The 24,487-nt window shown below is 73.8% G+C and carries 22 protein-coding genes; 7 read left to right on the top strand and 15 right to left on the bottom strand.

Annotated elements, in window-relative coordinates:
- Nucleotides 1-30: 30 nt before the first annotated feature.
- The 4 genes from hisN to ACFQQL_RS14675 are packed head-to-tail and all read left to right on the top strand — an operon-like array spanning nucleotide 31 to nucleotide 5,619.
- On the top strand, nucleotides 31-837 hold the full coding sequence (hisN, locus tag ACFQQL_RS14660; RefSeq protein WP_382395680.1) for a histidinol-phosphatase: 807 nt from the start codon (nucleotides 31-33) through the stop codon (nucleotides 835-837).
- 52 nt (nucleotides 838-889) lie between these two features.
- Nucleotides 890-1,294, top strand: coding sequence for a DnaJ family domain-containing protein (locus tag ACFQQL_RS14665; protein ID WP_382395682.1), 405 nt, complete (start codon nucleotides 890-892; stop codon nucleotides 1,292-1,294).
- A 57-nt stretch (nucleotides 1,295-1,351) separates the two neighbouring features.
- Nucleotides 1,352-2,560: an exonuclease SbcCD subunit D gene (locus ACFQQL_RS14670; protein ID WP_382395684.1), complete on the top strand. Its 1,209-nt coding sequence runs from the start codon at nucleotides 1,352-1,354 to the stop codon at nucleotides 2,558-2,560.
- Nucleotides 2,560-5,619 carry an AAA family ATPase gene (locus tag ACFQQL_RS14675; protein WP_382395686.1) on the top strand — a complete coding sequence of 1,020 codons (3,060 nt, stop codon included), beginning with the start codon at nucleotides 2,560-2,562 and terminating at the stop codon, nucleotides 5,617-5,619. Before ACFQQL_RS14670 ends, ACFQQL_RS14675 begins: the two co-directional genes overlap by 1 nt.
- On the opposite strand, the gene ACFQQL_RS14680 is transcribed toward ACFQQL_RS14675, so the two are convergent.
- The 3 genes from ACFQQL_RS14680 to ACFQQL_RS14690 are packed head-to-tail and all read right to left on the bottom strand — an operon-like array spanning nucleotide 5,603 to nucleotide 8,236.
- Complete coding sequence (locus ACFQQL_RS14680; RefSeq protein ID WP_382395688.1) at nucleotides 5,603-6,097, bottom strand: DUF6912 family protein; 495 nt, start codon at nucleotides 6,095-6,097, stop codon at nucleotides 5,603-5,605. The genes ACFQQL_RS14675 and ACFQQL_RS14680 overlap by 17 nt on opposite strands.
- A 31-nt stretch (nucleotides 6,098-6,128) precedes the next feature.
- The gene (locus ACFQQL_RS14685) at nucleotides 6,129-7,517 is read right to left on the bottom strand and encodes an AAA family ATPase (protein WP_382395690.1); all 1,389 of its coding nucleotides are present in this window, start codon (nucleotides 7,515-7,517) and stop codon (nucleotides 6,129-6,131) included.
- The gene (locus ACFQQL_RS14690; RefSeq protein WP_382395692.1) at nucleotides 7,514-8,236 is read right to left on the bottom strand and encodes a hypothetical protein; all 723 of its coding nucleotides are present in this window, start codon (nucleotides 8,234-8,236) and stop codon (nucleotides 7,514-7,516) included. The genes ACFQQL_RS14685 and ACFQQL_RS14690 overlap by 4 nt, the downstream gene beginning before the upstream one ends.
- Nucleotides 8,237-8,355: 119 nt before the next feature.
- Here ACFQQL_RS14690 and ACFQQL_RS14695 point away from each other — a divergent pair, with 119 nt between their 5' ends.
- Nucleotides 8,356-8,568, top strand: coding sequence for a helix-turn-helix domain-containing protein (locus ACFQQL_RS14695; protein WP_382395694.1), 213 nt, complete (start codon nucleotides 8,356-8,358; stop codon nucleotides 8,566-8,568).
- Nucleotides 8,569-8,617: 49 nt separating this feature from the next.
- Here the strand turns inward: ACFQQL_RS14695 and ACFQQL_RS14700 are convergent, their stop codons facing one another.
- Nucleotides 8,618-9,133 carry a hypothetical protein gene (locus ACFQQL_RS14700; protein ID WP_382395696.1) on the bottom strand — a complete coding sequence of 172 codons (516 nt, stop codon included), beginning with the start codon at nucleotides 9,131-9,133 and terminating at the stop codon, nucleotides 8,618-8,620.
- A 139-nt stretch (nucleotides 9,134-9,272) separates the two neighbouring features.
- Between ACFQQL_RS14700 and ACFQQL_RS14705 the strand changes: the two genes are divergently transcribed.
- Both ACFQQL_RS14705 and ACFQQL_RS14710 read left to right on the top strand, forming a co-directional pair.
- Nucleotides 9,273-10,031 carry a LysM peptidoglycan-binding domain-containing protein gene (locus tag ACFQQL_RS14705; RefSeq protein ID WP_382395698.1) on the top strand — a complete coding sequence of 253 codons (759 nt, stop codon included), beginning with the start codon at nucleotides 9,273-9,275 and terminating at the stop codon, nucleotides 10,029-10,031.
- Nucleotides 10,028-10,540 (top strand): Rv3235 family protein, encoded by a 513-nt coding sequence (locus ACFQQL_RS14710; protein ID WP_382395700.1) that lies wholly within the window; start codon nucleotides 10,028-10,030, stop codon nucleotides 10,538-10,540. Before ACFQQL_RS14705 ends, ACFQQL_RS14710 begins: the two co-directional genes overlap by 4 nt.
- An 11-nt stretch (nucleotides 10,541-10,551) precedes the next feature.
- On the opposite strand, the gene ACFQQL_RS14715 is transcribed toward ACFQQL_RS14710, so the two are convergent.
- The 11 genes from ACFQQL_RS14715 to mtrA form a co-directional block, all read right to left on the bottom strand.
- Complete coding sequence (locus ACFQQL_RS14715) at nucleotides 10,552-11,169, bottom strand: FMN reductase (RefSeq protein ID WP_382395702.1); 618 nt, start codon at nucleotides 11,167-11,169, stop codon at nucleotides 10,552-10,554.
- 22 nt (nucleotides 11,170-11,191) lie between these two features.
- Nucleotides 11,192-12,373: an LLM class flavin-dependent oxidoreductase gene (locus tag ACFQQL_RS14720; RefSeq protein ID WP_382395704.1), complete on the bottom strand. Its 1,182-nt coding sequence runs from the start codon at nucleotides 12,371-12,373 to the stop codon at nucleotides 11,192-11,194.
- An 82-nt stretch (nucleotides 12,374-12,455) separates the two neighbouring features.
- Nucleotides 12,456-15,320, bottom strand: coding sequence for a preprotein translocase subunit SecA (secA, locus tag ACFQQL_RS14725; RefSeq protein WP_382395706.1), 2,865 nt, complete (start codon nucleotides 15,318-15,320; stop codon nucleotides 12,456-12,458).
- A gap of 132 nt (nucleotides 15,321-15,452) precedes the next feature.
- Nucleotides 15,453-16,769 (bottom strand): winged helix-turn-helix domain-containing protein, encoded by a 1,317-nt coding sequence (locus ACFQQL_RS14730; RefSeq protein WP_382395708.1) that lies wholly within the window; start codon nucleotides 16,767-16,769, stop codon nucleotides 15,453-15,455.
- A gap of 29 nt (nucleotides 16,770-16,798) precedes the next feature.
- Nucleotides 16,799-17,428, bottom strand: a complete 630-nt coding sequence (locus ACFQQL_RS14735) for a UdgX family uracil-DNA binding protein (RefSeq protein WP_382395710.1) — start codon at nucleotides 17,426-17,428, stop codon at nucleotides 16,799-16,801.
- Nucleotides 17,428-18,264, bottom strand: coding sequence for a DUF72 domain-containing protein (locus tag ACFQQL_RS14740; protein WP_382395712.1), 837 nt, complete (start codon nucleotides 18,262-18,264; stop codon nucleotides 17,428-17,430). Before ACFQQL_RS14740 ends, ACFQQL_RS14735 begins: the two co-directional genes overlap by 1 nt.
- Nucleotides 18,265-18,485: 221 nt before the next feature.
- Nucleotides 18,486-19,160 carry a ribosome hibernation-promoting factor, HPF/YfiA family gene (gene hpf, locus ACFQQL_RS14745; protein ID WP_382395714.1) on the bottom strand — a complete coding sequence of 225 codons (675 nt, stop codon included), beginning with the start codon at nucleotides 19,158-19,160 and terminating at the stop codon, nucleotides 18,486-18,488.
- 262 nt (nucleotides 19,161-19,422) lie between these two features.
- On the bottom strand, nucleotides 19,423-20,166 hold the full coding sequence (locus ACFQQL_RS14750; protein ID WP_382395716.1) for a phosphoribosyltransferase family protein: 744 nt from the start codon (nucleotides 20,164-20,166) through the stop codon (nucleotides 19,423-19,425).
- A gap of 98 nt (nucleotides 20,167-20,264) precedes the next feature.
- On the bottom strand, nucleotides 20,265-21,971 hold the full coding sequence (locus tag ACFQQL_RS14755; RefSeq protein WP_382395718.1) for an LpqB family beta-propeller domain-containing protein: 1,707 nt from the start codon (nucleotides 21,969-21,971) through the stop codon (nucleotides 20,265-20,267).
- On the bottom strand, nucleotides 21,968-23,737 hold the full coding sequence (mtrB, locus tag ACFQQL_RS14760; protein ID WP_382395720.1) for an MtrAB system histidine kinase MtrB: 1,770 nt from the start codon (nucleotides 23,735-23,737) through the stop codon (nucleotides 21,968-21,970). The genes ACFQQL_RS14755 and mtrB overlap by 4 nt, the downstream gene beginning before the upstream one ends.
- Nucleotides 23,734-24,417, bottom strand: coding sequence for an MtrAB system response regulator MtrA (gene mtrA, locus ACFQQL_RS14765; RefSeq protein WP_382395722.1), 684 nt, complete (start codon nucleotides 24,415-24,417; stop codon nucleotides 23,734-23,736). The genes mtrB and mtrA overlap by 4 nt, the downstream gene beginning before the upstream one ends.
- Nucleotides 24,418-24,487: the final 70 nt, after the last annotated feature.

Here is a 24,487-nt window from a genome sequence, read left to right on the forward strand (position 1 = left end):
GGCGAGCCGCCCCGCGATAGGTTGCCCGACATGACTGTGCACGCCTCGAGCCGCTACACCGACGACCTGCGTCTGGCGCACGTGATCGCCGACCAGGTGGACGGCCAGACGATGAGCCGCTTCGGGGCGCAGGACCTGGCCGTGGAGACCAAGCCGGACCTCACGCCGGTCTCGGACGCCGACCGCACCGCGGAGGAGATCGTCCGCAGCCAGCTCTCCCGGACCCGCCCGCGGGACTCGGTGCTGGGCGAGGAGTTCGGCACGACGGGCCACTCCCCACGCCAGTGGGTGATCGACCCGATCGACGGGACCAAGAACTTCGTCCGGGGCGTCCCGGTCTGGGCCACGCTCGTCGGGCTCGTCGAGGACGGCGAGGTGGTGCTCGGGGTGGTCTCCGCGCCGGCGCTGAACCGGCGGTGGTGGGCCGCGAAGGGATCCGGCGCGTGGACCGGCCGGTCGCTCTCGGCCGCGCGCCAGCTGAGCGTCTCGAAGGTGTCCTCGCTCCAGGACGCCTCGCTGTCCTACTCCAGCCTGCACGGCTGGGCGGAGCGCGGGTCGCTGCGCTCGTTCCTGTCGCTGGCGCAGGACGTGTGGCGGACCCGCGCGTACGGGGACTTCTGGTCCTACATGCTCGTGGCCGAGGGGGCGGTGGACATCGCGTGCGAGCCGGAGCTGGAGCTGTACGACATGGCCGCGCTGGTGCCGATCGTCACCGAGGCCGGCGGCCGGTTCACCGGTCTGGACGGCACCGACGGGCCGTTCGGGGGGAACGCCGTCGCCACGAACGGGCTGCTGCACGAGGAGGTGCTGGAGATCCTCGGCGCCCAGCAGGACTGAGCCGAGCCGAACGGCCTGCGCGCACCGGTCCACGGTTGACAGACTGGTCCGCATGACGGAGCGCAAGCCCCCGGGCGTGCCGGTCGGGAACTGGGTCGACGAGATCATCCGCGCGGCCACGGCCCGCGGGGAGTTCGACGACCTGCCCGGTGCCGGCAAGCCGCTCGCGGATGACCGGCCGCCGGACGAGGACTGGTGGCTCCGGCAGAAGATCCGGGACGAGGAGGTCCCCGCCGACGTCTTCCTGCCGCCCGGGCTGCAGCTGCGCAAGGAGGTCGCGAGGCTGCCCGAGACCGTCCGTGACCTCCCGACCGAGGACGCGGTGCGCGAGACGGTGCAGGAGCTCAACGCGCGGGTCGCGGCCTTCATCCGCACGCCCACCGGCCCGGTGGTGCCGGTCGCCCCGGCAGACGTGGAGAAGGTCGTCGCGGCCTGGCGGGAGGCGCGCGGGAGGTAGGGCTCCCGCGGGCGTGTTCCCGCGGCGATGTCGGGACCGGGGTCTACCGTCCGAAGCATGCGGATCCTCCACACCTCGGACTGGCACCTGGGCCGGACCCTGCACGGTGTGGACCTCACCGACCATCACGCGGCGTTCCTCGACCACCTGGTCGAGGTGGTGCGTGAGGAGCGGGTGGACGCCGTGCTCGTCGCCGGGGACGTCTACGACCGGGCGCTCCCCCCGGTGGACTCGGTCGCCCTGCTCTCCGACGCGCTGACCCGGCTGACCGAGCACACCCGCGTGGTCCTCACCCCCGGGAACCACGACTCGGCCACCAGGCTGGGCTTCGGCTCCGGGCTCTTCCGGGACCGGCTCTGCGTCCGCGCCCGGGTGCCGGACCTCGGCCGGCCGGTGGAGCTGCCGGCGGCCGACGGCTCGCTCGGCGCCCGCGTGTACGCGCTGCCCTACCTCGACCCGGACCTCGCCCGCGAGGACCTCGCCGACCCGGGCGAGGACGGCGCCGGCCGGACGGTCCCCGCCCGCTCGCACGAGGCGGTCACGACCGCAGCCCTCGCCCGCGTCCGGTCGGACCTCGCGCGGCGGCGCGCTGCCGAGGCCCGGGCCACGCCCGCGGCGCTCGTCGCGCACACGTTCGTCACGGGCGGCGCGCCGAGCGAGTCGGAGCGGGACATCCGGGTCGGCGGGGTCGACCAGGTGCCGTCCGGCGTCTTCGCGGACGTGGGCCTGGACTACGTCGCGCTCGGTCACCTGCACGGACCGCAGCGGGTCGGGCGCGACGGCGTCGACCCGGCGATGCGGTACGCCGGCAGCCCGCTCGCCTTCTCCTTCTCCGAGGCCCGGCACCGCAAGTCGACGGCGATCGTGGACCTCGGCCCCGACGGCGTCCGGGACGTCGACCTGGTCGAGACGCCCGTCCCGCGCCCGCTCGCGGACGTCACCGGACCGCTGGAGGAGGTGCTGGGCCGCCGGTTCGACCACCTCACCGGTCACTGGGTGCGTGTCACCGTCACGGACCCGGTCCGGCCCGAGCAGCTCTGGGCGCGGGTGTCCCGGCGCTTCCCGCACGCCCTGGTGCTGCGTCACGACCCGGCGGACGTCCCCGCCCGGCGGCCGGGGCCGTCGGCCGCGACCGTCGCGCAGGACCCGCTCGAGGTGGCCACCTCCTTCCTCCGCGCGGCCGGCGGACGACCGGCGGAGGAGGCGGAGGTGGCCGTGCTGCGGCAGGCGTACGAGTCGGTGCTGGCCGCGGAGCGGAGCGCCTGATGCGCATCCACCGGCTGACGGTGCAGGCCATCGGCCCGTTTCCGGGGCGGCACACCATCGACCTGGAGGAGCTGGCTGCCGGCGGGCTGTTCCTGCTCGAGGGGCCGACCGGTGCGGGCAAGTCCACGCTCCTGGACGCCATAGTGTTCGCGCTGTACGGCACGGTCGGTGCCGAGTCGTCGGACGACCGGCTGCACTCCGACCACGCGGACCCCGGCGTGGAGCCGTTCGTCGAGCTCGTCTTCTCCACCGGTGCCGGCACGTTCCGGGTCTGGCGCTCCCCCAAGCACGAGCGGCCGAAGCGGCGCGGGGACGGCGTGACCGTGCAGAACGCCCGCGCCAAGCTCTGGCGGCTAGCCGGCGACAGCGATGTCACGCCTGGCGTCCCGGTGTCCGCGCACGTGCAGGAGGTGGGCGACGAGCTCGCGCGCATCGTCGTGCTGGACCGCGCCCAGTTCACCCAGACCGTGGTCCTTCCCCAGGGGCAGTTCGCCGCCTTCCTGCGAGCACGCCCCGAGGACCGGCGCTCGGTCCTGCAGGAGGTCTTCGGCACGGAGATCTACGACCGGCTCCAGCAGCGGCTCGCGGAGATGGCGCGTCAGGCCCGCGAGACCGTCCACACCGCGCACCAGGAGGTCGTCTCCGCGGCCGACGCCCTGGCTCGGGCGGCGCACGGCGGTGAGGACCCTGCCCCTGGCCGCGGTGCCGCTCCCGCCGCGGAGGAGCAGACCGGCCGGGCCGCGGTCGCGAGCCTGCGGGAGGCGGCGGCGGTGCCGGACGGTGACCGGCTCCGGAAGCTCGCCGAGCAGGTGTGCGAGCTGTGGGCCGACCGTGAGCGCCGCGACGTCGAGCGCCGGGACGCCTGTGCCGCGGCGGAGAGCGCGGCCCGGGCCCTGCTCGACTCCGCGCGTGAGCTGGCGTCCCGCCTCGCGCGCCGCGCGGACCTCGAGGCCGCCGAGCATCGCCTCCGGGAGGACCGGGAGGCGGTGGAGGACGCCGTCGCCCGGCTGGACCTCGCCCGGCGGGCGGCGCCGATCGGGCCGCTGCTGGACGAGGTGGACCGGGCCGTTGCCCGCGACGAGCGGGCCGCAGCGGCCCGGGAGCAGGCCGCCGTCGCCGCGAGCGGTCACGGCCTGGAGGACCTCACCGAGCCCGAGGCCGTCCGCGCCGCGCTGGAGGAGGCGACCACGACGCTGGGGTGGCTCGAACCCCTCGCCACGATCGAGGAGGCGCTGCCGGCGCGGGCTCGTGCGGTCCGGGAGGCGCGCGCCGAGGCCGACGCCGCCACCCGCCGGACCGCGGAGCTGGCGGCGCAGGTCGACGCCCGGCCGGCCGCGCGGCAGGCGCTCGTCAGCGAGCTCGACCGGTACCGGGACGCCGGCTCGCGCCGGGAACGGGCACGCGTCGCCCAGGAACAGGCCTACGCGGTGCTCCGTGCCGCGCAGGACGCCGAGGCCACCGAGGCCGAGGTGACAGCCGCGAAGCAGCGGCTCGAGCAGGCCGCCCGCGACGCCCGGGGGACCCTCGACGCCGAGCACGAGGTCCGTCGTCGCTGGGTGGCGGGGATGGCCGGCGCGCTCGCCGCGGAGCTCGAGCCCGGCCGGCCGTGCGCCGTGTGCGGCGCGACCGAGCACCCCGATCCGGCGCGTGCGACGGACGAGCATGCGGCGGACGAGGACGTCGCCGCAGCCGAGCGCGCCCGCGCCGAGGCGGACGGACTGCTGACGGAGGCCCGCTCGACCCACACCGAGGTCACCACCCGGCTCGCCGGGCTGCGCCAGGCGGCCGGTGGCGCGAGCGTCGCGGCCGCCGAGGAGGCGCTCGACCGGGCCGAGGCGGCGTTCCGGGAGGCGGAGGCCGCCGTGATCCGTCACGCCGAGCTGGACCATCGGCTGGCCGAGCACGACGCCGAGACCGGCCACGTCGTCGAACGGCTCGGCGCCGCGCGCGCGGCCGACGCCGCTCGTGCCGAGCGGCTCGAGGCACAGGTCCGCCGGCTCGCCGAGGACGAGGAGCGGTGCGCCGAGGCGCGGGGCGAGCATGCGTCGGTGGTCGAGCGGGCCGAGCGGCTCCGTGGCCGGGCCCGGGCGGCCCGCCGGCTCGCGGACGCCACCGCCGAGGTCCGCACGGCACGGGAGGCGCGTGCGGACGCCGCGGCCCGCCTGCGCGAGCGGCTCGACGCCGTCGGCCTCGAGGACCCCGAGGCGGCGCGGGCCGCGCTGCTGCCGGAGACGGAGGCGGCGAGCCTCGCCGACCTGGTCGAGCGTCACCGGGCCGAGGCGACACGGGTGGCGCAAGGCCTCGCCGAGCCGGAGCTGGCCGATCTCGACGGCCGGACCACGCCCGACGTCGCCGCCGCGGAGGCCGCGCACGCGGACGCCATGGCCGACCTGACCCGAGCGGCCGGCGCCGCGAGCGAGGCCGCGCTGCGGTGCCGGCAGACGCTCGCGGCCGCCGAGCGGCTGACGACAGCGGTGCAGGCGCACATCGAGGCCGCAGGCCGGGCGGCTCCGGTGCTCCGGACGGCCGCACTCGCCACGGCGGGCGAGGGCAACACGATCGACACCACGCTCGCCACGTACGTGCTGCTCCGGCGGTTCGAGGACGTCGTCGCGGCGGCGAACGACCGGCTGGCGACGATGTCGGACGGACGGTACGCGCTGGAACGGATCGACGAGCGCGAGGGCGGTCAACGCTCCCGCAAGGCCGGACTCGGGCTCCGCGTCCGTGACCAGGTCACCGAGACGCCGCGGGACCCGCACACCCTCTCCGGCGGCGAGACGTTCTACGTGTCCTTGTGCCTCGCCCTCGGTCTGGCCGACGTGGTCCGCTCGGAGGCAGGGGGCATCGAGCTCGGCACGCTGTTCGTGGACGAGGGCTTCGGCTCTCTGGACCCGGAGACGTTGGACGCCGTCATGACCGAGCTGTCACGGCTTCGCGAGGGCGGGCGCGCGGTCGGCGTCGTCTCGCACGTGTCGGAGATGAAGGACCGGATCCCCGACCGGGTCTCGATCCGGCGGGAGCCGTCCGGCGCGTCGACCGTCAGCGTCCGGCGCTGAGCTCCCCCAGCAGGTCCACCCGCTCCGTGACGTCGTACCAGAGCAGATCCCGCTCCGCGCTGCGCTCCAGCGCCTCCTCGTCGCCCGCGGCGGCCGCCGCGACGTCCTCCTCGGCGGCCGCCTCGTCCACGAGCAGCGCGACGACGTGGTCCCACGTGACGGTCTCACGGAGTCGGACCGCGGTCGGGAGGCGGTCGCCGTCGGCACCTGCGGGCGCGACGGCGTCGTCCGGCACGTCGGCGGCGGCGACGACCCGCCGCGGCACCAGGAGCGAGGACGCGGTGTCCGCACGCACCGCACCCGCGAGCAGCCGGACGGAGTCGTCCGCGGCCGCGAGCGTCGCGGTCATCTCGAGTCCTTCGTCCTCCTCGTCCGGCATCTCCCGCCGCAGGGCGCCGGTCACCGTGTGCGCCCAGCGAGGCGTCACGCCGGCGTCATCGGCCAGGTCGCCCGCCGTGGCGGGCAGGTAGATCCGCATGAGCCCAGTCTGGCAGCGCCGGGCGCACCGCTCAGCCGCGCACGCGCGCGAGGCGCCGACGCCGGGACCGCGGGCGCTCGCCCGCCAGCCGCCGGGCGAGCCGTTCGATCTCCGTACGGGCCGGCGAGCCGGGAACCACCTGCGGCAGCGCACGGCCCTGCATGACCGCCTTGTCGAGCGCGGCCCGGTCCTCGGGGACGAGGACGGCGTCGCTCACACCGGCGAACCGAGAGAGGGCCTCGTGGACGGCCTGGGCCGGGGCGCGACCCGCGGCGGTGCTCCGGACCCGGTTCACCACGACGAACCGCTTCGCCGTCGCCATGAGGTCGGCCTCGCCCAGGTCTCCGAGGGCCATGACGAGCCGACGCATGCCGACCGGGTCCCCGGAGCCGACCACCACGACGACGTCGGCGGCCGCCAGCGCCGACGCGGTGGCCTCGTGCCGGCTGGGCCCGAATCCGGAGCCGTCCGCCTCGGGCAGGGTGCTGCCGGTGTCGACGACCGTCCACGGCACGGCCGCGCGGGCCACGTCCCAGACCACCTCCAGCGCCGCGGCGGGCAGCTCGCGCCATCGGTCCGCCCGGGTCAGCCCGGTCATCACGTGCATCGATCCGTCCACCAGCGGGCAGGCGCGCAGCAGCGCGGTCGGATCGAGCCGCCCGGACAGGGCCAGCCGGGACACCGAGGCCACCGCAGAGGCGTCGTCCAGGATGCCGAGCACCTGGGTGACTGAGGGCGCCTCGGTGTCGGCGTCGACCAGCAGCGACCGCGACGCGAGCCCGGCGAGCTCGGACGCCAGGGTGACCGCCAACGTGGTCCGACCGGGTGCGCCCGGCGGTCCCCAGACCACGACGAGCTGTCCGCGCGTCTGCGGTGGGCGGGTCTCCTCGCCGCCGTCGGCACCGGTCCCGACGTCGTCGCTCGCGCGACCGTCGTCGGCAGGTGGCGGCGGGGGCGGTGGAGCCTCAGGTCCGCCCTGACGGGCCGGCACGTCTTCGACCGGGCGGGGTGCATCCTCCTCGGGTGCGGTGGGCCGGGCGCCCCGGGTGAGGTGCCGTCCACGCGAGGTGCCGTCCCCGACGACGGCGGCCACGGCGTCGGCCAGGGTCGCGGCGGCGACACCCGCCGGCTCGACGGCGTCGGCCCCGAGGGCGCCCGCGCGGTGCAGGTCGTCCGGTGCGGCGACGAGCAGCACCCGGGCTCCGGAGTCGTGCAGGCGCCGCACCACGGAGCGGTCCACCCCGGCGAGGTCGGTGCCGACGACGGCGATCGCGCCGAGCCCCGCGGCGGCGGCCGCGAGGACCTCCGCGACATCGGCGCAGCGGCGGACCACACGCACGCCGGACCCGGGCGCGTCGAGCGCCCGGACCAGGTCCGACTCGACCGGCCCGGTCAGCGCCAGGAGGACGCCCGCCGTCACGTCTCGCTCGCCGTCGGGGACTCGTCCGGCGTCTCCTCCGGCTCACCGCCCGCGGGGCGGTCGGTGTCCGCCATGGTCGGCACCGCGACGAGGCGGCCGTCGCCGGACAGGGCGGCCAGGACGGTCGAGACGTCCCGCCGAGGTACCAGGACCTCGATCGACGTACCGTCGGCCCCCGCGATCACCGAGTCTTCCTGAAGGATCTCGGCCACGACGAGACCGCCGACCAGGAGCTCGGGGTCGGGCGGTGGCTCGGCCGACGGCGCGGCGCCGCCCACCGGGGCGGCGGGCGCGAGCCACAGGTCCACGGTGGCCCCGGGCTCGAGCCCGGCCGGGACGGACAGGCCGAGGTCGACCACGACGGGCTGGACCTCCACGGCGTCCGGACCGCCCAGGGCGGCGCGCGGGACGAGCTCCCCCGGGCCGACGGTGCGGACGGCGACGGCACGTTCCGGGAGGCCGTCCGCCACCAGGTGGTACAGGTCCTCGTCGTCGCCGAGCCGGACCTCGCGGACCAGGAGGTCGTCACCGGTGACGACGTCGCCCGGCGTGAGCGCGTCTGCCGCGGCGTAGACCTCGACGGTGGCGGCCGCGTCGCGGACCGCCCACGTCCCGAGCGCCACGGATCCCCCGACGAGCAGCAGGCCCACACCGAGGCGCGGATCCCGCCACGTGGGACGGCGCAGGCGGCGTGCCTGCGGTAGGTCGTCGGTGCTCATCGCTCCCCCCTCGTGCCTGGGCGCTCCATCGTGCCAAGCGATGCGGCCGAGCTCCCATCATTGTCCACAGGGCCATCCCGGCGCACGTGCCTGGTCCGCGACGGTGCCATCATGGACGCATGCCGCAGCGATTCCTCACCCTGGCCGACGTCGCGGAGGCCCTGGCCGTCTCCGTCGCCCAGGTCCGCACCCTCGTGCGGTCCGGTGAGCTTCGCGCCATCCAGGTCGGTCCGAAGAAGGTCTGGCGGATCGAGGACACGGCGCTCGAGCAGTACATCTCGGAGCAGTACGAGCGCACCAAGGCACGCATCGAGGCGGAACAGCACCCCTGACGCGTGCAGGCCCACGGCGGGCCACGTCCCGTCGGCACCCTGGTGAGCGTCACACGGTCGAGACGAGGACCACGGACCGCAGCGCGAGCGTGAGGGAGACCGGCTCACCGGCCGCGGACCGCAGGTCGACGTGGTCCGCGCCGACGCGAGTCAGCCAGCCCGTGTAGGAGCCGCCCTCGCACGCCACCCGGACCCGCGCCCCCTCCCGGGCGAGCGCGCGAAGCACGTGGGACATGCCGAGCCGCCGCTCGACCGCACCCGGCTCGGGTGCCACCGGGCCGAGCGGCCAGGCGGCCTGGACCGACGTCAGCGGGCAGAGCGTACGACGGTCCGCCTCGCCGAGGAGGACCCACTGCGGGGCCGCGTCGAGGACGACGCCGGCGACGTCCTCGCCGGTTCGCAGGCGGAACCGCACCTCGTGGCCCCGCCGCGCCCGGATCCGGTCCGCGAACGCGGTGGTACCGACCTCGGCCTCGGTCAGCTCGGCGACGAGGGCGTCGTCCTGCGCGCGTTCCGCGGCGGAGAGCTGTCCCTCCAGGTCCTCGAAGAGCGCCTCCCACCTCATGGGACGACGCTACTGGGCTCACGCGCGACGAGGAGGCGTTGCCACCCACCCTTGCGCGAGCGTCATGACTGAGGTACAAATCACGTCTACGTGCATCAATCATCATCAACCGCCACGATAGAGACCGAACGGATCGAACATGACCGAACGTCCGACCACCCGGCTGGCCGTGGTCCTCATGACGGTCTCGGCTGCGCTGTGCGCGTGGCTGGGCGTCTCGGCGTGGTCGGCGACGCCAGCGATAGCCGACACCCGCGACGTCGCCGACGCGGTGGCCGCCCTGACCATGTGGGCCGGGTGCCTCGCAGCGGGCTGGTACACGACGACCTGCGTGGCTGCCCTCATGGTGCACGGCGCCCGCGCGACGGGCCGCCGGGCGCTCGCGCTCGAACGCGCGGTGCGCCGCTGGGGCTTCCCGTTCCTGCGACGCGCTCTGCTGAGCACGGCGGCGGCGGGCGTCGGCGCCTCGGTCGCGCTCGGGTCTGCCGCGGCGGCACCGGCCGGCACGCACGTCCCGCACGACCTGGGCTGGGGCGCACCCGAGGACGCACCGGCGACGCAGGTCCCGAGCGAGCCCGAGCCGAGCCGGTCCGCGCCACCGCCGGACCCAGAGCCGGCCGCGCCGCGGACCGCCGCGCCCGCCGACCCAGAGGCCGAGCCGGCCACCGACCCCGGTGAGACTCCCACGCCCGGCACGCACGAGCGCACCTACCGCGTGCGGCCGGGCGACTCCCTCTGGTCGATCGCGGCCGACCACCTGGGCCCTGACGCCCACGCCGGTGACGTCGCGGCCGCATGGCCCGGCTGGTACGAGACCAACCGTGACGCCATCGGCACCGACCCGCACCTCATCCAGCCCGACCTGACCCTGCAGATCCCGACCGAGGAGACACGATGACCACGACCCTCACCCGCCCGGTCCGCCCGGGCACGCCGCGTACCGGCGTCGAGCGTCCCGGCGGCACCGGTACACCCCGGACGTCGGCCGCCCACCCCTGGGACCGCGTCCGCTTCGCCGGACCGCCGGTACGGGCGTGCGGACCGGACGAGGAGAGCGCGCCGGTCGACGAGGTTGACCTCCCCGATCCGCAGCAGTGGGCAGGCGCCCTGGTCCGTTCGACCGTCGAGGTGCTGTGCGGCAGCCGGCCGGTCGCACAGCTGGCGCGGTGGCTCGCACCCGAGCTTTTCGAGTCCGTGTCCCGGCGCGCGGGCCTCGCCGAGCGGATCCAGGGACGGCCCCGGATGGCTGCACGGGCGATCATCCGCAGGGTGCACGTGTGCCGGATCGAGGCCGGGACCGTGGAGGCGTCCGTCGTCGTCCACGACGGCAGCCACCTGCGCGCCGCCGCCGTCCGGCTCGAGGCGCACCGCGGCAGGTGGCGCGCCACGGCCCTGCAGATCGGTTGAGCTCTCTCGGGTCAGATGCCCCGCAGCATCTGGTCGAAGGACGGGACGTCGTCGTACAGGCCTGCCGCACCGTCGGCCGGACGCTCCGCGACGCGGTCCGCGAGCTCCTTGCCGGCGCGCCGGATCCGAGCCGGCAACGGGTTGACCGTGTCGACCTCACCGGACCAGTCGTCGGTCGCGGCGAACACCGAGGTGGGCACCACGTCCGCCCGCAGGTAGGTCAGCAGCGGACGCATCGAGTACTCGAGGGCGAGGGAGTGCCGGGCCGTCCCGCCCGTGGCACCGAGCAGCACCGGCATGCCGGTGAGCGAGTCCTTGTCGATGACGTCGATGAACGACTTGAACAGGCCGGAGTAGGTGGTGGTGAACAGTGGGGAGACGAGGACGAGCCCGTCCGCGGCCGTCATCGTGTCGAGCGCCTCCCGCAGACTCCCGGTCGGGAAGCCGGTGAGCATGGCGTTGACGATCTCGTGGGCGATGCCGCGCAGCTCGATCGTCTCCACCCGCGCGCCGACGTTTCGGCTCGCCAGCTCCGCCGTCGTGGCCTCCGTGAGCCGGTCGGCCAGCAGCCGCGTGGAGCTGGGCTGGCCCAGACCGGCCGAGATCGCGACGATCGTGCGCTCGTTCATGCTCTGCTCCCTTCGCCGGACCTCAGCGCTCGGCCGAGGTCTCGGACTCGGTAACGGTCTCGCCCGCCGGGCTCTTCCCGGTCCACCGGTCCTCGCCCGCGACGTGGCCCTGGTGCTCTGCACCGGACGCCCGGGCCGCGGCCACCCGCTCGGCGTGGCTCGGCGGGCCGGACGGGACGCCGTCGGGACGGTGCGGCTCCATCTCCTTGCGCAGCGCCGGGACGATCTCCTCGGCGAGGATGTCGATCTGCTCGAGCACGGTCTTCAGCGGCAGGCCGGCGTGGTCGATGAGGAAGAGCTGGCGCTGGTAGTCGCCGACGTGCTCACGCATCGCGGCGTAGCGGTCGATGATCTGCTGCGGGCTGCCGACCGTGAGCGGGGTCTCGGCGGTGAACTCCTCCATCGAGGGGCCGTGGCCGTAGACCGGGGCGTTGTCGAAGTAGGGGCGGAACTCGTTCCAGGCGTCCTGACTGTTCTTGCGGGCGAAGAACTGCCCGCCGAGGCCGACGATCGCCTGGTCCGCACGCCCGTGCCCGTAGTGCTCGAACCGCTGCCGGTAGTACTGCACCATGCGCGTCGTGTGGCTCATGGGCCAGAAGATGTTGTTGTGGAAGAAGCCGTCGCCGTAGTACGCGGCCTGCTCGGCGATCTCGGGGCTGCGGATCGATCCGTGCCAGACGAACGGCGGGACGCCGTCGAGCGGTCGGGGCGTGGCGGTGAAGCCCTGCAGCGGCGTGCGGAACTTGCCCTGCCAGTCGACCACGTCCTCCTCCCAGAGGCGGCGCAGCAGCGCGTAGTTCTCGATGGCCAGGTTGATGCCCTGGCGGATGTCCTTGCCGAACCACGGGTAGACCGGGCCGGTGTTGCCGCGGCCCATCATGAGATCCATCCGGCCGTTCGAGAGGACCTGCAGCATGGCGTAGTCCTCGGCGATCTTCACCGGGTCGTTGGTCGTGATGAGCGTGGTGGCGGTCGACAGCACGATGTTCTTCGTCGACGCGGCGAGGTACCCCAGCATCGTGGTCGGCGAGGACGCGACGAACGGCGGGTTGTGGTGCTCACCGGTGGCGAAGACGTCGAGGCCCGCCTCGTCGGCGTGCTGCGCGATCGCGAGCATCGACCGCACGCGCTCCGTGTCGTCAGGTATCCGACCCGTCGTGGGGTCGGTCGTGACGTCGCTGACGCTGAAGATTCCGAACTGCATGGTGCCGACTCCTGATCGATGCCTTTGCATGAATGTTCCGAAGGCGGAACATCGGGCACCTGCACCCTATTCCCGCCGCGGGTCAGCGCTTCTTCTTGGCCGCCCGCGCCGCGGCCCGGCGCTGCTCGCGGTTCTGCGGCTGCGCGCCGCCGCCTGCGCCGGCCGAGCCCGTGCCGGCTGAGCCTGAGCCGCCTCCCGAGGTCGCACCGGTCTCGCCGGCGAGGCTCGGCGTGGGGTTGCCGTCCATCGCGGAGGCCGAGTAGCTGAGCTTCGTCGGCCGTGCCGGCGCCTCGAGCCCGAGCAGGTCCGCGGTGTCGCCGTCCTTCGTCTTGGCGTCGTCCGCGGCCCGCTTCCCGTCGTCGCTGCTCGCTGCGGCGCTCGCCGTGGCCGCGGCCGAGGCCGCGGTGACGATCGGCGCCTGGCCGTCGGTGCGCTCCTCCTGCTCGGCCGGCTTCTTGATCTCGAGCTGGAACAGGTACCGGACCGACTCCTCCTTGATGGCCTCGTTCATCGCCATGAACAGGTCGTAGCCCTCGCGCTGGTACTCCACCAGCGGGTCACGCTGGGCCATGGCACGCAGGCCGATGCCGTTCTTGAGGTAGTCCATCTCGTAGAGGTGCTCGCGCCACTTCCGGTCCAGCACCGAGAGCACCACGCGGCGCTCCAGCTGGCGCATGACCTCCTCGCCCAGCTGCTCCTCGCGCTCGTCGTACGCCACGCGGATGTCGGACCGGAGCTCCTCGAGCAGCATCTCCTGGCTCAACCGGGTGGCGCTGCCCGCCTCCTCGATGACGTCCTCGACCGTGATCGTGACGGGATAGGTGTTGCGCAGCTCGGTCCACAGCGTCTCGAGGTCCCAGGTCTCCGGGGCACCCGCGGCGGTGTACTCGGTCACCAGCGAGGTGACGACGTCGTCCAGGAACTGCTTGACCTGGTTCTCGAGGTCCTCCCCGCCGAGGATCCGGCGACGCTCCTCGTAGACGATGTTGCGCTGCTTGGACAGCACGTCGTCGTACTTCAGGACGTTCTTCCGGGTCTCGAAGTTGCGCGCCTCGATCTGGGCCTGGGCGCTGGCGATGCCCTTGGAGACGAACTTGTGCTCCAGGGGCATGTCGTCCGGGTAGGCGCCGGAGTCCATGACACGCATCGCGAGCCCCGAGTTGAACAACCGCATGAGGTCGTCCTCGAGGCTCAGGTAGAACCGGGACTCCCCCGGGTCGCCCTGGCGGCCGGAGCGTCCACGGAGCTGGTTGTCGATGCGCCGGGACTCGTGCCGCTCCGTGCCGAGCACGTACAGCCCACCGAGCTCGACGACCTCGTCGTGCTCCTTGGCGACCGCCTTCTGGGCGGCCTCGAGCGCGTCGGGCCAGGCCGCCTCGTACTCCTCCGGGTTCTCCCCCGGGTCCAGGCCTCGCTTCTTGAGGTCGGCGACGGCGATGTGCTCGGCGTTGCCGCCCAGCATGATGTCGGTGCCGCGCCCGGCCATGTTGGTCGCCACGGTGACCGCACCCTTGCGCCCGGCCATGGCGACGATGTTCGCCTCGCGCTCGTGCTGCTTGGCGTTGAGGACCTCGTGCGGGACGCCCTTCTTCTTGAGCATCTTCGAGAGCACCTCGGACTTCTCCACGCTGGTGGTGCCGACGAGCACCGGCTGGCCGTCCTCGTGCCGCTCGACGATGTCCTCGACGATGGCGGTGTACTTCTGCTCGACACCCTTGTAGACGAAGTCGGGCTGGTCGAGCCGGATCATCGGCTTGTTCGTCGGGATCGGGACGACGCCGATCTTGTACGTGTTGGCGAACTCGGCCGCCTCGGTCTCGGCGGTACCGGTCATGCCCGCGAGCTTGTCGTAGAGGCGGAAGTAGTTCTGCAGCGTGATGGTGGCGAGCGTCTGGTTCTCGGCCTTGATCTGCACGTTCTCCTTGGCCTCGATGGCCTGGTGCAGACCCTCGGAGTAGCGCCGGCCGGCCAGCACACGGCCGGTGTGCTCGTCGACGATGAGGACCTCGCCGTTCTTGACGATGTAGTCCTTGTCCCGCTTGAAGAGCTCCTTCACCTTGACGGCGTTGTTGAGGAAGCTGATCAGCGGGGTGTTGAGCGACTCGTAGAGGTTGTCGATGCCGAGGTGGTCCTCGACCTTCTCGATGCCGGGCTCGAGGATGCCGACCGTGCGCTTCTTCTCGTCGACCTCGTAGTCCTCGTCCTTCTTCATGCGCGTCACGAGCCGGGCGAACTCGAGATACCACTTGTTGACGTCGCCCTGCGCCGGACCGGAGATGATCAGCGGGGTCCGCGCCTCGTCGATGAGGATGGAGTCGACCTCGTCGACGATGGCGAAGTGGTGGCCGCGCTGGACGAGCTCATCGACCGTCCACGCCATGTTGTCGCGCAGGTAGTCGAAGCCGAACTCGTTGTTCGTGCCGTAGGTGATGTCGGCGGCGTACTGCTCCCGGCGCTCGTCGGGCTTCTGACCGGCCACGACGGTCCCGGTGCTCAGCCCCAGGAACCGGTAGACGCGGCCCATGAGCTCGCTCTGGTACGAGGCGAGGTAGTCGTTGACGGTCACGACGTGCACGCCCTTGCCGGTCAGCGCGTTGAGGTAGGCCGGCAGCGTCGCGACGAGCGTCTTGCCCTCACCGGTCTTCATCTCGGCGATGTTGCCCAGGTGCAGGCCGGCACCGCCCATGACCTGCACGGTGAAGTGCCGTTGTCCGAGCGTGCGCGTGGCGGCCTCCCGGACCGTGGCGAACGCCTCGGGCAGGAGGTCGTCGAGCGACTCGCCGTCGGCGTACCGGGCCTTGAACCGGTCCGTCTCCTCGCGCAGCTCCGCGTCGCTGAGGTTGGACACCGAGTCCTCGAGCGCGTCCACCTCCGCCGCCATGGCGGTCAGCTTCTTCAGGACGCGCCCCTCGCCCATCCGGAGGATCTTGTCGAGGATCGAAGGCACGCAGCACTCCAGGTCGTCGGTCGTGGCGGGGCATCCGCGGCACGAGCGCCCGCGTCCGGGCGCACGCCCCATGGTAGGCGCTGGCCCGCCCGGCGTGTGCGCCCGGGGCTGGCCGGGGCGTACTGGTGCGGCCTACGTGGCGGTGGGACGTCCGAGGACCTGTCGGGCGAGCTCGGCGACGAGGTCCCCTGCGGCGTCCGGGTCGACGGCGAGGTCCTCCAGCCCCAGCCAGGCCGCCATCTCGTGCAGCTCCGCGGTCAGCTCGGTGACGACGTCATGCCGGTCCGGCCATGCTCCGCCGCCCGTACGGGGCAGGCCGGCCACCTCCTCAGGCCGCTCGGAGAATGCCGAGCGGACCCGCAGGACGCCGGAACGACGGTCGGCCTTGAGGTCGACACGTGCGACGAGGTGCTCGCCGAGCAGGAACGGCAGGACGTAGTAGCCGTGCGTGCGCTGCTCGGGCGGGGTGTAGATCCCGATCCGGTAGTGCATGCCCCAGAGCGCCAGCAGCCGGTCACGCTCGAAGACGAGCGGGTCGAACGGCGCCAGCAGGGCACGGACGCGGGTCCGCCGGGGCACGCGGGCGGTCACGTCGAGGTAGGCCGGCCTGCCCCAGCCGGACACCTGGACCGGCTCGAGCGCCCCTTCCTCGACGAGCTCGCGCACCGCCGTCGTCGTGGCGTCGATGCGGAGCCGGAAGTAGTCGGCGAGGCATCCGACGGTCCCGACGCCGTGCGCCCGGGCCGCGATCCGGACGAGCTCCCGGATCGCGTCCGGCTTGTCGAGCAGGGGCGCGGCATGGACCTCGGGCGGCAGCACCCGCTCGGCAAGGTCGTAGGACCGCTCGAACTGGCTGGTCCGGTGGGAGACGACGACCTCGCCGACGTCCCACAGGTGCTCGAGGGCGTGCTTGGCGGGCGTCCAGTTCCAGCCCCAGTGCTCCTTCGGTCCACGCTCGTGCCCGAGGATCGCATGCAGCTCGCCGGCCGTCACCGGGCCGTGCTCCGCGACGAGGTCTCGGACGCCGGCGAGCAGGCCCGGGTACTGCTGCTCGTACCGCTTCTCCTTGTCGCGGTACGCCTCGCGGCGCCAGTGCAGCAGCTGGTAGGTCCGTGGCGGGACGTAGGAGGCCACGTGCGCCCAAGACTCCACGATCCGCCGCGGCGCACGGCCGGCGGCCCGGTCGAGCAGCGAAACGTCGTAGGTGCCGAGCCGGGAGAAGACCGGCAGCAGGTGGGCCCGCGCGAGCACGTTGACGGAGTCGATCTGCAGCAGGCCGACCCGGTCCAGGAGACGGGCGAGGTGCGCCATGGTGACCCGACCGGACGGAGCGGGGCCGTCGAGGCCCTGGGCTGCGACCGCGATGCGGCGCGCCTGACCGGTGGTGAGCGTGCGGGACGACGGCGCCAGGGGACTCGCGCCCCGCCGCCGGAGAGCTGTCGTGGTCACCCGAGTCATCATGCCGGGCCCCACCGACATCACGTCGCGAGGCCGAGGTCCTCGACCAGCGCGGCGAAGGCCGCGTCCCACTCCGGCTTGCCGCGCAGCCGCAGCACGGCCGACGGGTGGGTGGTCACGACGACCCGGTAGCCGGCGTCCTGCTCCGCCTCGAGCACCTGTCCGCGGACCTCCCCGACGCGCACGTCGTGGCCGAGCACGGCCCGCGCCGCGGTGGCGCCGAGGCACACCACCACGTCCGGCGACACGGCGGCGAGCTCGGCGAGCAACCACGGACGGCAGGCCTCGAGGTGTGCGACGCCGGGCTTCTTGTGCAGCCGGCGCTTGCCGCGCTCGACGAACCGGAAGTGCTTGACGGCGTTCGTCGAGTACACGCGGTCCGCGTCGATACCGGCGGCCTCGAGGGCGTCGGAGAGCACCCGCCCGGCCGGACCGACGAACGGCGCCCCCTCGCGGTCCTCCCGGTCGCCCGGCTGCTCCCCCACCACCACGACGCGGGCGCGCGCGGGACCGGCGGAGAAGACGACCTGGGTGGCGTCCGCCCACAGCTCACAACCCCGGCAGCCCGGAGCGGCCTCGCGCAACGCGTCGACGTCTCCGTCCTGCGGCACCCACTGCTCGGCGCCGGGGCGTTCGGGTGCGCGTGCCATCAGACCCCTTCCCGTACCGGCAGCAGCTCCGCCAGACGTCCGGACAGGCCCAGCGCGTCGAACGGCGCCCGCACCTTGGCGTCGTTGTCGAAGTAAACGTAGACGTCCCGGACCTCCTCATGCCACCTGCGCACCCGGAGGGCCCACTCCGCCAGCGCGACGTCGTCGTAGCCGGAGACGTACAGCTCGGCGTCACCGTGCAGCCTCACGTAGAGGAAGTCGGCGGTGATCACCTCCAGGAACGGCCAGCGGCCCGCGGTGTCGGCCACGACGACGGCGACGTCGCAGGCCCGAGCGAGGTCGGGGAACGCGGGGTCCCGATAGGAGTCGTGGCGCACCTCGACCGCGTGCCGGAGGGGCCGGTCCGGGCCCGGCTCCGTCCAGGCGCGTCCCTCGAGCCGCTCGTCGTGCCCGGCGGCGAGGCGCGCGGCCTCGCCGGTGGTGCGTGGCAGCAGCCGCAGGAAACGTTCCAGCCGTCCGGCGTCGAAGGCGAGGGTCGGCGGAAGCTGCCACAGCACCGGTCCGAGCTTCTCACCGAGTGCCAGAACTCCGGACGCGAAGAAGTTCGCCAGTGGCGTCCCGACGTCGGTCAGCTTCTTCATGTGCGTGACGAAACGTGGCCCCTTGACCGCGAAGAGGAAACCCTGCGGGGTCTGCTCGTACCACCTTCGATAGCTCGTCGGAGTCTGCAGGGAGTAGAACGACCCGTTGATCTCGACCGTGCCGAGCCGCGCCGCGACGTAGCCGAGCTCCTCCCGCTGCGGAAGCCCGCGCGGGTAGAAGGTGCCGCGCCACGGCCCGTAACGCCATCCGGAGATCCCGACGTGGACCGTCATCCGGCGAGCGTAGGCGCGGACCTCCCCCGCCGCACGAGCAGAGCGTCCGGGCCGGGAGGGCCGGCGCCGGAGCGCCGGCGGCGGCCCTCCCGAACGGTGCGCGTTCGGGCCGGCGGCGGAGCGTCGTGAGGCTGGTGGGCCTGGCAGGAGCCGCGAGGTACGAGCGGCGAGCGGACGCCTCGCGACGCCCGGCGGCGGCCCTCCCGGAATGGCGACCGACGTCAGCTTGCGGCGGCGGTCACCGACTCCTCGACGTGGTTCGTGCCGCCGCCCATCACGGTGTTGAGCCGGATGACGCCGTACGTCCAGCCGTGCCGGTGGTAGACGACGCAGGGCTGTCCGGTCTCGTCGTCGATGAAGAGGTAGAACGGGTGGCCGACGAGCTCCATCTCGTACAGCGCCTGGTCGACCGTCATGGGCTCGGCCTCGTGCAGCTTCTGCCGCACGACGACCGGCGAGTCGCCGAGCTGCGCCTCGACGCACTCGCCCGGGGTCGTGGGCGGCACCGGACGGTCGGCCATCTCTGCGTCGTCGCGGTCCGCCGCCGGGTCCGGGAGCGTGGCGTCGACCGGGGCCGGGACGGCGTAGCGGTGGTGGTTCTTGCGGCGGTCGCGGCTGCGGCGCAGCCTCTCGAGGAGCTTGTTCGAGGCCAGGTCCAGGGCTCCGTACCGGTCCGAGGCGCGGGCCTCGGCGCGGATCACCGGCCCGCGGTCACGCACCGTGATCTCGACCCTCTCCGACACCTCCGACTGCCGCGGGTTCGGCTCGTGGGTCAGCTCGACCTCGACCCGCTGGGCACGCGGAGCGAGCTGGGCGACCTTGCCGAGCTTGCCCTCGACGTGGCTGCGGAACCGGCCGGCGATCTCGGTGTTACGGCCCTTGACGACGATCTCCATGGTTGGCGACCTCCATGATCGGGACACGGGAGCGGCTCCCGCGGTGACGGCCTGCTGGCGGCTCGCGCGGTCAACGGCGAGCCTGCGACGAAGCGACCACCTCCCCCCGGCCGGGCCCGGCCGGCGCTCCTTCGCGCCTTGCGTCGGGTCCGACAGTGCCCTCCATAGGATCACGCTAGTACCGATCCGGCCCGATGTGGATACCGGGCGGGAAGTTCGGGCCGAGGGCCCGGGAACATGCGGGACCGCACGCGCGGGACGTCTACGTCAGCCCCGCCGCCCCGGACGGCGCGGGTGCGGAGGCGAGTGCCAGCGCAGCGACCGCACGGCCACCCGCCGCCTCGACCGCGCGGGCGCACGCCGCCAGGGTGGCGCCCGTGGTCACGACGTCGTCGACCAGCACGACGGCGGTCCCCGCGGGGAGCGCCTCCCGCGCGCGCACCGTGCCGCTCCGGTTGGCGGCCCGTCCGCGAGCGCCCATCCCGGCCTGGTGCGCCCGCCCGCCACGGCGCCGGAGCAGGTCGAGCACCAGCACCTCCCGCCCGCCGCTCCACGCGCGCGCCAGCCCGCGGGCCACCGCGTCCGCGAGGTCCGCCACCACGAGCCGTCCCGCCGCGCGCCGCCGCCAGCCGGACGGCGCGGGAATCACGACGACGGCGTCCTCGCCCTCGAGCAGGACGCGGACGTCCGGGTCGTCCGCCCAGCGGCAGGCCGCCTGCGCGGCGGCGGCCAGGACCTGCCCGGCGATGTCCTGGCGCCGGTGGTTCTTCCAGGCCAGCACCGTCGCCCGCAGCGCGCCGCGGTAGGCGCCGATCGACCATGTGGGCAGCATCGGCCCGGTACCGACGCCGGCGAGGAGCGACGTCCGGTGCTCGCAGCGCACGGGGCGGCGCCGCAGCAACGCCGCGCACCGCGGGCACAGCGGGACGTCCCACCGGCCACAGCCGGCGCACTCGACGGGGATCACCAGTCGTCCGGCGTCCGCGACGGCGCCGCGCAGGTCCATCCGCACAGCCTGGCCACCGGCCTGCCGACAATGGCCCACGCGCCTGCGCCGCTGTGGACGGCGGGGCTGTCCCCGGGACGACCGGGGACGGGACGGCGTCAGCCGGGCAGCGCCGGGTCGGCGAGCCGGCTGAACGCGGTGGGACGCCAGGCCGCGCCGTTGCGCTCGTAGAGCCGTCCGTCCTGGGTGGTCAGGACCAGGGAGCGGTCGCCGCGGCCTGCGGTGAGCTTGACGGCGCCGGGGACCGGCTCGAGCGTCGTCGTCGGGCCGCCGATCGGCAACAGGTGGACGGTCGGCTCCGGGGCGTCCGGCGAGGTTCCCAGGACCGCCAGCATGCTCTCCTCCACCCAGGCGATGTCGGTCGCGCCGGTCATCGTCTCGCCGACGCTCAGGGGCTCACCCAGACGGACGGGCATCATGTCGCCCTGCCGGACGATCGCCGCGACGTCGAGCATGACGCTTCCCTCGGACTCCCAGACGACCGCGATGCGGGCACCGTCCCGCGAGACACGGACGGCTCGTACCGTCCCGTCGGCCAGCCAGGGCGCGTCCACCGAGACGGCCTCGCCGTTGCTGCGCACGGCAGTCAGCGTCCCGTCGCTCGCCTCGGGAGTGGTCCACACCCATCCGAGACGGTCCACCGACGGCGGAACCAGCGCGGGTCCCTCGGTGAGCAGGATGGACTGGTCGCCGGTCGCCGGCACGGTGACCAGCCGGTCGGTGCCGTCGAGCACGACGGCGGTCTGGACCGGGGTCTCGTACCCGAGCGCGGGGTCGCGCGGGTCGATGCCGGCCAGCAGCTCGCTGCCCGCCCTGGGGCGAGCCCCCTGGACGACCTCGACGAGGGCGTCGTCCCGGACGGCGGTCAGCGGCGCCGAGGTGTACGGGTAGGAGGTGAGCTCCGGCAGCGGCTGGTTGAGCTCGAACGGGGCGCCGGCGGCCCTGATCTCGACGTCCTGGACGCCGGGCACCGCGGCGAGCGTCGCCTCGATCTGGGCGTAGAGCATGGCCCGCTGCCGCCCCTCGGCGGCGAGGGCGTCCGCGGAGAGGTCCACGCTCGCGATCCCGTCGGTGAGCTGGACCGACTCGACGACGAGCCGGGTGCCGACGGGCACCGCCGTCGTGACGCCCGGCTGCAGCCACGGCGAGGGGCCCTCGAGGAGGGCGCTGACGAGGGAGGTGGCAAGGTTCTCGGAGGGGAACCACCGCGCCTCCGGCACGAGCGCCTGCTGGTCCGGGGACAGGAAGTACAGGCCACTCTGGGAGTACAGCGAGTTGAAGTTCGCGGCCGTGATGAGGATGCCGTCGGCGAGCTCGACGATCCGCCACTCCCCGTCCTGGTTGCGCGCCAGGGTGAAGTCCGCCTCGACGGTCGAGGTCTCTGCCGCCTCCGTGTACCGGCCCGCGGCGTCCAGGGAGGCCTCTGCCGACATCGAGACGCGGACGCCGCCGTCGTCGGCACGCTCGATGAGGGGTGCCGGGGCGTCGGCGTAGACGTGCACCTGGGCGAGTGGCTGCCAGGTGTCGAGCGCCGGGCCGGCGAGGAACTGGCGGGCGACGAAGAAGTCGTCGTCGATGCCGGCGGAGGACGCGGTGAGGAATCCGTCGACGATCTCCTCGGGGGTGGCGCCGGGCTGCGGACCCGTCGCGAACAGGCCGATGCCCTGGGGTGCCGGCAGGTCGGGGTCGGACGCCGTCACGGGCCCGGTACGGGGCAGGCTCGTGCACCCCGTCAGCAGCATCAGCACGGCCAGGAGCGCGGCGAGCACGGCGCGGCGCGGCGGCGGCGTCCTCGTCGTCGTCATCCCGCCTCCTCGGCCATGCGGGTGACAGACGCCGGGTCCTGCCGGGAGGCGCCCTCCTCGGCCGGACCGAGCGGCGCGGTGGCGGTCCCCTCCTGCCGTGGGTCCTGCAGGTCCAGCGGCGGGGTGACGACGGCGGCGCCGGCGCGCCGGGGCAGGGTGAGGAGGAAGGCGGCGCCGACGTCGCGGCGACCCCATGCCTCGAGGGTGCCGCCGTGCAGCCGGGTGTCCTCCAGCGCGATGGCCAGGCCGAGCCCGGTGCCGCCGGTCGTCCGCGCACGGGCGGGGTCCGCCCTCCAGAACCGGTCGAAGACGTGCCGGGCCGTCTCGGCGTCCATGCCCACACCGTGGTCGCGGACCCGGACGGCGACCGCCGTCGCGTTGACGGCCACCGTGATGTCGATGGGCCGCCCGTCCCCGTGCTCGATCGCGTTGGTGAGCAGGTTCCGCACCACCCGCTCGACGCGCCGGGGGTCGACGTCGGCCGTGCACGGCTCCTCCGGCGCGTCCACCCGGATCGGGGAGCCCTTGGCCTCGGCGAGGATCTCGGTCATGTCGATGACACGCTGGACGAGGTCACGCAGGTCCCGCTCCTCGACCTCCAGGACGGCGGCGCCGGCGTCGAAGCGCGAGATCTCGAGCAGGTCGCCGAGCATCGACTCGAAACGGTCGAGCTGGGCGTGCAGCAGCTCGGCGGAGCGGCGCACCGTCGGGTCGAAGGAGTCCCTGGCGTCGTGGATCATCTCGCCCGCCATGCGGATGGTCGTCAGCGGTGTGCGCAGCTCGTGGGAGACGTCCGAGACGAACCGTTGCTGCACGCGGGAGAGCTCTTCCATCCGCTCGATCTGGCGCTGCAGGGACGCGGCCATCTCATTGAACGACTGCCCGAGCAGGGCGAGCTCGTCCCGGCCGCGCACGTCCATGCGCTCGTCGAGCTGGCCTTCGGCGAGGCGCTCGGCCGCCAGGACCGCGTCCGTGACGGGCTGCAGCACCCACCGGGTGATGCCCCAGGTCATGACGCCGAGGAGGACGACGATGGCGACGGCCCCGACCGCCAGGACGCGGAGCACCAGGGAGATGGTCTCCTCCTCCGGCTCGAGGCTGTAGAAGAGATAGAGCTCGTAGTCGCCGGCCACCGGGAGGGTCACGGGGCTGCCGACGACGATGCCCGGTGCGTTCCCGCCGGTCTGGGTCGGCAGCGCGACGGGCTGCCAGTGCTGGCCGCCCTCCCCCGCGACCGCACGGCGCAGGTCAGGGGTGATGAGCTCGCGCAGGCCGACGTCCGTGCCGGGCTCGATGATCGGGACGCCGACGGCGTCGGGCGAGCGCCGCAGCGTCGCACCGACCGCGTCGGACCCGGTGGTCGGCAGACCGTAGAGCCAGCTGTTGGCGATCTCCTGGGCCTGCTGGGCGGTGCTCGCCGTCGCCCCCTCGAACGTGGCCCGGGCGTTCTCGGACTGCAGCGCCGCGTCCTCCAGCATCTGGGTGACGCGCTCGTCGTACAGGCCGCTGCGGATCTGCGAGGAGAGGACACCGCCGATGACACCCAGGGCGATGAGGCCGCCGAGCACCGTGCTGGCGACCACGCGGACGGTCAGCGACGAGCGCCACCGGCGCAGCAGCATGAGCATCTTCCGCCGGACCCGACGGCGCAGGCCCGTGCGCGAGCGCGGGCGGTACGTCGTCGCCGGCCCGGCGGGGTGGGCGACGGCACCCGCCCGCGGTCCGGCGGGTGGTGACCCGCCGACGTCCCCGGGCAGATCGGTCACTCGTGTGGCGCCCCCGCCCGGTATCCGACCCCGCGGACGGTCACGACGACCTCGGGGTGCTCGGGGTCCTTCTCCACCTTGGCGCGCAGCCGTTGGACGTGGACGTTGACCAGCCGGGTGTCGGCGGCGTGCCGGTAGCCCCAGACCTGCTCGAGCAGCACCTCGCGGGAGAACACCTGCCAGGGCTTACGGGCCAGCGCGACGATGAGGTCGAACTCCAACGGCGTGAGGGAGATGACCGCGCCGTTGCGGGCGACCTCGTGCCCGGCCACGTCGATCTCCAGGTCGCCGATGCGCAGCCGCTCCGGCTCCGGGTTGTCCTGCCGGCGCAGGCGCGCACGGACGCGCGCGACCAGCTCCTTCGGCTTGAAGGGCTTCGCGATGTAGTCGTCGGCACCCGCCTCGAGGCCCGCGACCACGTCGAGGGTGTCCGACTTCGCCGTGAGCATGACGATCGGCACGTCCGACTCGGCGCGGATCTGCTTGCAGACCTCGATACCGTCGAGGCCCGGCAGCATGAGGTCGAGCAGGACGAGATCGGGCTGCTCCGCGCGGAACCGGTCGGCGGCCTGGGCACCATCGGCGCAGAAGGCGGTGTCGTACCCCTCGGCCTCGAGCACGATGCCGATCATCTCCGCCAGCGCAGTGTCGTCGTCGATCACGAGCAGCTTGGAACTCATGGTGGACATGTTCCCATCCCGGGCGCCTCAGGGTGTGGATCGCCGGGCGGAGCGGGCGGACACCGTGCGA

This window comes from Georgenia alba, assembly GCF_042665525.1.
GTDB lineage: Bacteria > Actinomycetota > Actinomycetes > Actinomycetales > Actinomycetaceae > Allobogoriella > Allobogoriella alba.